This is a genomic window from Acidovorax sp. (genome assembly GCF_046314175.1).
Classification (GTDB): Bacteria; Pseudomonadota; Gammaproteobacteria; order Burkholderiales; family Burkholderiaceae_C; genus Acidovorax.
In genome coordinates, this window is record NZ_JBKBXG010000156.1 from 1 (window position 1) to 6,186 (window position 6,186).

A 6,186-nucleotide genomic window follows, 5' to 3' on the forward strand; every position below is an offset into this window, starting at 1 on the left:
CTGAAACACCCATTGCATTGCTCCTTGGTTGAAATCAAAACCCACCGCATGGCTGCAGCGGCGTGGTCTGAAATTGCAACGGGCGTACCAGCCCCGCCTGCCACCAAGCACCAAAACGCATAAAACACGGGCTTTTTGAGAGGGAGCGCTACGGACTTTCCCTAGGCCAAAACACGGCTGGCACGGCGACTTTTTGCCACCAAATAGTTACCATTCATAAACAAATGGCACTACAAAGATTGATCAAATGATCACTTTTTGATCACTTTCTGATCCACTACCGGAGGCCCCCATGCCGAAGCGCCGCGTCTCTCTGGCCGACCTGCACCGCACCGCCGTGGGCCAAGGCCAGGCCTTGCTGGGCACCGTGCCTGCCGAAGCCCCCCGCGCCCTGGGCGGGTTTGACACCCATGGCATCAGCCAGCACACCCACCCCACGGTGGCCGACATAAGCGAATGCCTGTTCTTCTCCCCCGGCGACGGGCGTATCTGGCTGCAAGACCAGCGCATGATCCTGCTGCACTCCGAGGCCCTGGGCTCGCTGCGGCGCGAGCTGATCGACAGCATTGGCCTGGACAAGGCACGCGGCCTGCTGACCCGTGCGGGCTATGTGAGCGGTGCGCGCGACGCCCGCCTGGTGCGCCAGCAATGGCCCGATGCCGAGCCCACCGCCGCCGCCATGGCAGGCACGCGCCTGCACGCGCTGGAGGGCGTGGTGCAGGTGGAGGTGGTGCACGCCCGCTACAACGCCGAGCTGGGCGAATACGACGGCGAGTTCATTTGGCACAACTCCAGCGAAGACGACGAGCACATCGCCGCCTATGGCGTGGGCGGTTCGCCCGCGTGCTGGATGCAGGTGGGCTATGCCACGGGCTACGTCAGCACCTTGTTTGGCCGCATGATCGTATTCCGCGAGGTGGACTGCCGATCCTCCGGCGCCGCGCACTGCCGCGTGGTGGGCAAATCGGCCGAACTGTGGGACGACCCCGAGCAAGACCTGTTCTACCTGAACGCCCAGGACTTTGTGGGCACCCCGCCCGCTTCGCTGCCCACTTCCATGCCAGAAGGCGCGCGGACCAAGGCACGCACCACCTACCTGGGCGTACCGCCGGGCAAGGCGGCATCCGGCAATGCAGGCACCGCCGCCGACCCCACGGCAAGCGCCACCATGGTCGGCGCCTCATCTGCCTTCAACGCTGCCTGCCACATGCTGCAGCGCGTGGCACCCACCGCCGCCACGGTGCTTTTCACCGGCGAATCGGGCGTGGGCAAGGAGATGTTTGCCAGCATGCTCCACCGCATCAGCCCGCGCAGCAGCCAGCCCTTTGTGGCCATCAACTGCGCGGCCATCCCCGAGACGCTGGTGGAGAGCGAACTCTTCGGCGTGGAGCGCGGTGCCTACACCGGCGCAGGCACAGCGCGCCCCGGCCGTTTTGAGCGTGCACACGGCGGCACCCTCTTCCTCGACGAAATCGGCACGCTCAGCCTGGTGGCCCAGGGCAAGCTGCTGCGCGCCCTGCAAGAAGGCGAGGTAGAGCGCGTGGGCGGCACCCGCACCGTGCGCGTGGACGTGCGCCTGGTGGCCGCCACCAACGTGGACCTGCGCCAGGCCGTGCGCGAAGGCACGTTCCGCGAGGATTTGTTCTACCGCCTCAACGTCTTCCCCATCCACCTGCCCCCACTGCGCGACCGGCGCGACGACATCCCCTTGCTGATGAGCCACTTCTTGGCCCACTACCAGCGCAAACACCAGCGGCAGGTGCCCGGCTTTAGCCAGGCGGCCGTGAAGGCGATGTTTCACTACCCCTTCCCCGGCAACATCCGCGAGTTGCAGAACCTGATTGAACGCGCGGTGATCTTGGCGACGGATGGCGAACCGATTGAACCGCACCACCTGTTTGCGGGCGGTGAGCAAAGTGGCGGCGGGGTGATGTCGCTGCACTTGCAGGGGAACAGCGGGGGAACGCTGCATGCGCAGGGGGTGAGGGGTGCGGGGGCTGCTCCGATGCAGGTTCCGCAAGCCGCTGCGCCAGCGAGTGCGCGGGCTGGTGTGGCGCTACCGCCAGCCGCTGCGCCGGTGGTGGCACCGCTGCACCAGGCGGAAGAGCAAATGCTGCGGCAGGCGTTGCAAAGCGCGGGGGGGAATGTGGCGCTGGCTGGGCGGTTGCTGGGGATTAGCCGGGCGACGATGGCTTATCGGGTTAAGAAGTTTGGGATTGGGTGGCGATGACGCGAAGTCGGGCTGCACAAGTGCGACTGCGAAAACCCATCTTCAACGGTCCAAAAAGGTCGCATCTGCCTTCAGAACAACTAGCGGTACAACTGCTCGACTTGAACGATGGGTCGACCCGTCGAATGGCGTGTTGAGAGAACTAACCAACCATTGCAGCCTCGTCATGAACGAATACACCAAATATCTCTCCGTGAAATCTGCGCTCGAAGATCTTTTTGGAAGTGGTGCGTGGTACGCACTGAAAGAATCCAATCACCTCGGAACTTGGCGTAAATATGCAGACCGGACATTAAAAGCGGTTGAGCTATCCGTAAGAGACTCCGTAGAGATCTATGACGACGAATGGATGCAGGAGGTGTCTCGATGTTTACAAAACGGCAAAGAGGATGTGGATCTGGCAGATTCGATAGATGAGATCGTTGGGGTACTGGCTGGAACCATGATCGAGATGTCCTTCATTCAACTTGGCCACATGCCCAGACGAAAAGGCACTCCGGGCCCCTATCCCTTGAGAAAAGGGGAGTGGAAGATGAACGGCTTTCGCTCAGTCGCCTATCTTCAAACCAGAGAGCAGAAAGAGGACCGCTTCTTGTCGTTGCAACGTAAAGAAGTCGGCTTTGATCGACAGCTCGACCTCATGGCCGAGTACCGCAGCAGCAAGTCCAAACTCCCATACTCTGAATGGTGTGCCAAGAAATCTGAAGGAACGGAGTAATACGCCTTCTCGTACTTGCAGCAATCTCTCCACGCTGCGGTAGTCATGTCTGACGAAGCCAGCATTGGAGTTCTGGCCAAAATGCCTGCTAGCGCTTGATAGATCGGCGTATGCGGTATCAAAATCATAGCAAACCACGCCGCATTCACGATAGCAGCCGGTCATCGGTGTAAACGTAGAAACTGCCCACTCTTCTCACTGGCAACCCTTCCCGCATCTGCAGCTTGTTCCAGCGGCACCGGCAGTCGGGCGACCAATCTCGGCACCGTTGACCAGGGTTGCAAAAGTTGAACTGACGGTACCTGGGTGCCGCACACTCTCAAATTATGCGAAACATATACAATTCAAATACGTTTCGCTTAAAGGCAGCACCCCATGGGCATAGTAAAAATTTCCGACCAGATGCACGAAAACCTGCGTCTGGCCAGCACGGCGCTGAGCCGTTCCATCAACTCCCAGGCCGAGCACTGGATGCGCGTCGGCATGCTGGCCGAGATGTACCCCGACCTGGACCACCGCGAGATTTGCCAGATGCTGGTGCGGGCCGAGCTGGCAGGTGGGCTGGATGTGGCGCTGGCTGCGCGGGGTGAGCTGGACAGCAAGCCTGCTACCTCTGCTACAGACGTCGCTCCCACCGTGCGCGCCAGAAAGCAGCCGCACTGATGGCCCGCGCTGACCGTGGGGTGCCGATCCGCTCGGCCGAAGAACTGGTGATGGCGCGGCGGGCCGCACAACTAGCGGCCGAGGTGCTGGCGATGATCGAGCCGCATGTGGTGCCGGGCGTGACCACCGACGCGTTGGACCGCCTGTGCCACGACCACATCGTGAACGTGCAGGGCGCGCGGCCTGCCAATGTGGGCTACCTGGGCTACCCCAAGACGGTGCTGACCTCGGTGAACCATGTCGTGTGCCACGGCATCCCCTCGCCCCAGCAGATGCTGAAGAAGGGTGACATCGTGAACATTGATGTGGCGGTGGAAAAAGACGGCTGGTATGGCGACACCAGCCGCATGTTCTGCGTGGGCGCGCCCAGCGTGCTGGCCCAGCGGCTGGTGCGCACCACGTACGAGGCGCTGTGCGCAGGCATCCGCACGGTGAAGCCGGGGGCCACGCTGGGCGATGTGGGCCACGCCATTGCCACGGTGGCGCAGCGCGAGAACTTCAGCGTGGTGCGCGAGTACTGCGGTCACGGCATTGGCACGGTGTACCACGATGAGCCCCAGGTGCTGCACTATGGGCGGCGCGGCCAGGGGCTGCGGCTGGAGGCGGGCATGGTCTTCACCATCGAGCCCATGCTGAACGCAGGCCAGCGAGAAACCAAGGAGCTGGCCGATGGCTGGACGGTGGTGACCAAGGACCGCTCGCTCTCGGCCCAGTGGGAGCACATGGTGGCGGTGACAGACAGCGGCTTTGAGGTGCTGACAGCATGGCCGGGAGGCACGGGCAGCTACCCTGCGATTTAGGGATGGCCTGCACGAGGAGATTGCCGCATCAGCCGGGTGGCAGCTCCAGACGGGCCCAAGCGGCCATCACATCGGGCTGCTTCTTGATCCAGTCGGCAGACATCATGTTGGCGCCCCAGTGGTGGATGCGCGCCACGCCCTCCCCCATGTTCCACAGGTGCCGCAACTGCACGAAGAGCGGCAAGGCGGCGAGGTCGGCATCGGTGATATGGCCGCCGCCTGCGCGGTAGCCGGCCAGGTACTGCTGCCAGCGCTTGAGCAAGGCGTCGTCGGGCTCCATGGGGGCCTTGCGCGGCAGGTTCGACCACAGCCACACACACAGGTCATAGGTCAGGAACCCTGGCCCGGCGTCGTCAAAGTCAAAGAAGGCGGCGCGCTGCACACCATCGGCATCGGTGGTCACATGGTTGTTGAAGCCATGCGTGTCGCCGTGGCACATCACGCGGGTCAAGGTGCCCTCAACTTCCGCCAGCTCGCTCAGAAGGCGCTCAATCAGTTGCCGGTAGGCATCGAGCACGGCAGGGTCCAGCTCGGGATGGGCGGCAAGGTAGTCCAGCGTGCGGCCTGCAAGGTGGTGGCCGTCCAGCACATAGCGGCTTGCGGGGCCTGTGTAGCTTTGCGCGGCGCTGTGAATCTGGGCCAGCGTGGCGCCGGTCAGGTGCAGTTCTTCGGGCGTATCGGGCACGGCACCGTCGCAGTGGCGAAACAGGACCAGCGCACGCGGCCCCTCGGGGAACGGCAGGGTAATGCTGGCAGCACCATTCGCAGCCAAGACCGGCGTGGCCACGCCCACACCTTGCGCGTTCAGGTGGGCCAGCAGCGCAACCTCAAAATCCACATTGAACGCGCCACGCGGCCGGATGGCACAAAGCCGCGCCACATAGCGGCTGCCATCCGTGGCCCGCACGGCGTAGTTGTCGTTGAGGTTGCGGCGGATCAGGTAGCACTGCTGCACTGGCAGGCCATAGTGCCGCGCCACCCAATCACTCACGGAAGAGGCTGCGGCTGTAGTGTGGGAGACGAACAGGTTGAGGTCACGGGAGGTGGGTGAAAGCATGCGGCATTCTCCATGGATGCAGCATGAAACACCCGTGCGACCTGGTTCGATGCGGTTGCGTCAAGAATTTTTTGCTGAACCACCCAGGCTGGTGCAAGCGGGAAAACAGCCACATCACGAGAAATTGCTTGAAAGGGCTGCTACCGCCCGCTGGTATTGCACCATCGGTATCAAAACAATAGCAATCCACGTCGCCATCACCACGGCAGCTTGTCGCCGCTGTAGGCGTAAAAGCTCCCCGTTTCCTCCGCCGGCAACCCATCCAGCACCCGCAGCATGTCGCCCGCCGCATCGGCTGCCGGGCGGCCAATCTCCGCGCCATTGAACGGGGCCGACAAGACCGAGTTGACGGTGCCCGGGTGCAGCGCCACCAGCACCGCCTGCGGGTGGGTGCGCGCCACTTCGATGGACGCCGTCTTGACCAGCATGTTGAGCGCGGCCTTGCTGGCACGGTAGCTGTACCAACCGCCCAGGCGGTTGTCACCAATGCTGCCCACCTTGGCCGAGAGCACAGCCAGCACGCCGCGCCCCTGCTTGGGCAGCAGCGGTGCAAAGTGGGCCAGCACCAGCGCGGGGCCAAAGGTGTTGGTGCGGAAGGTGGCTTCCATCTGCGCGTAGTTCAACTGGCTCAGGCGCTTTTCTGGCATGCCGTGGGGGCCGTGCAGCAGGCCAGCGGCGTGAATGATGCAGTGCCACGGGCCCTGGGCCCTGAGTTGCT

General features: G+C 63.1%; 6 protein-coding genes. 4 read left to right on the forward strand and 2 right to left on the reverse strand.

Annotated elements, in window-relative coordinates; genetic code table 11:
- The first annotated feature begins 292 nt into the window (after nucleotides 1-292).
- The 4 genes from ACK4OE_RS24735 (at nucleotide 293) to map (ending at nucleotide 4,411) form a co-directional block, all read left to right on the forward strand.
- The gene (locus ACK4OE_RS24735; protein WP_409889069.1) at nucleotides 293-2,230 is read left to right on the forward strand and encodes a sigma 54-interacting transcriptional regulator; all 1,938 of its coding nucleotides are present in this window, start codon (nucleotides 293-295) and stop codon (nucleotides 2,228-2,230) included.
- Nucleotides 2,231-2,396: 166 nt separating this feature from the next.
- On the forward strand, nucleotides 2,397-2,948 hold the full coding sequence (locus tag ACK4OE_RS24740; RefSeq protein ID WP_409889071.1) for a hypothetical protein: 552 nt from the start codon (nucleotides 2,397-2,399) through the stop codon (nucleotides 2,946-2,948).
- 375 nt (nucleotides 2,949-3,323) lie between these two features.
- Nucleotides 3,324-3,611: a ParD-like family protein gene (locus ACK4OE_RS24745; RefSeq protein ID WP_409889073.1), complete on the forward strand. Its 288-nt coding sequence runs from the start codon at nucleotides 3,324-3,326 to the stop codon at nucleotides 3,609-3,611.
- Nucleotides 3,611-4,411, forward strand: a complete 801-nt coding sequence (map, locus tag ACK4OE_RS24750; RefSeq protein ID WP_409889075.1) for a type I methionyl aminopeptidase — start codon at nucleotides 3,611-3,613, stop codon at nucleotides 4,409-4,411. The genes ACK4OE_RS24745 and map overlap by 1 nt, the downstream gene beginning before the upstream one ends.
- Nucleotides 4,412-4,439: 28 nt before the next feature.
- Here the strand turns inward: map and ACK4OE_RS24755 are convergent, their stop codons facing one another.
- On the reverse strand, nucleotides 4,440-5,468 hold the full coding sequence (locus ACK4OE_RS24755) for a phosphotransferase enzyme family protein (RefSeq protein ID WP_409889077.1): 1,029 nt from the start codon (nucleotides 5,466-5,468) through the stop codon (nucleotides 4,440-4,442).
- Nucleotides 5,469-5,665: 197 nt separating this feature from the next.
- Nucleotides 5,666-6,186 (reverse strand): SDR family NAD(P)-dependent oxidoreductase (locus ACK4OE_RS24760; RefSeq protein WP_409889079.1); only part of this gene is annotated, 521 nt, incomplete at its 5' end.

Excerpts from the sequence above, each read along its gene's own strand:
- ACK4OE_RS24735 (WP_409889069.1), top strand. The coding sequence starts at position 293 with ATGCCGAAGCGCCGCGTCTCTCTGGCCGACCTGCACCGCACCGCCGTG.
- ACK4OE_RS24740 (WP_409889071.1), top strand. The coding sequence starts at position 2,397 with ATGAACGAATACACCAAATATCTCTCCGTGAAATCTGCGCTCGAAGAT.
- ACK4OE_RS24745 (WP_409889073.1), top strand. The coding sequence starts at position 3,324 with ATGGGCATAGTAAAAATTTCCGACCAGATGCACGAAAACCTGCGTCTG.
- map (WP_409889075.1), top strand. The coding sequence starts at position 3,611 with ATGGCCCGCGCTGACCGTGGGGTGCCGATCCGCTCGGCCGAAGAACTG.
- ACK4OE_RS24755 (WP_409889077.1), bottom strand. The coding sequence starts at position 5,468 with ATGCTTTCACCCACCTCCCGTGACCTCAACCTGTTCGTCTCCCACACT.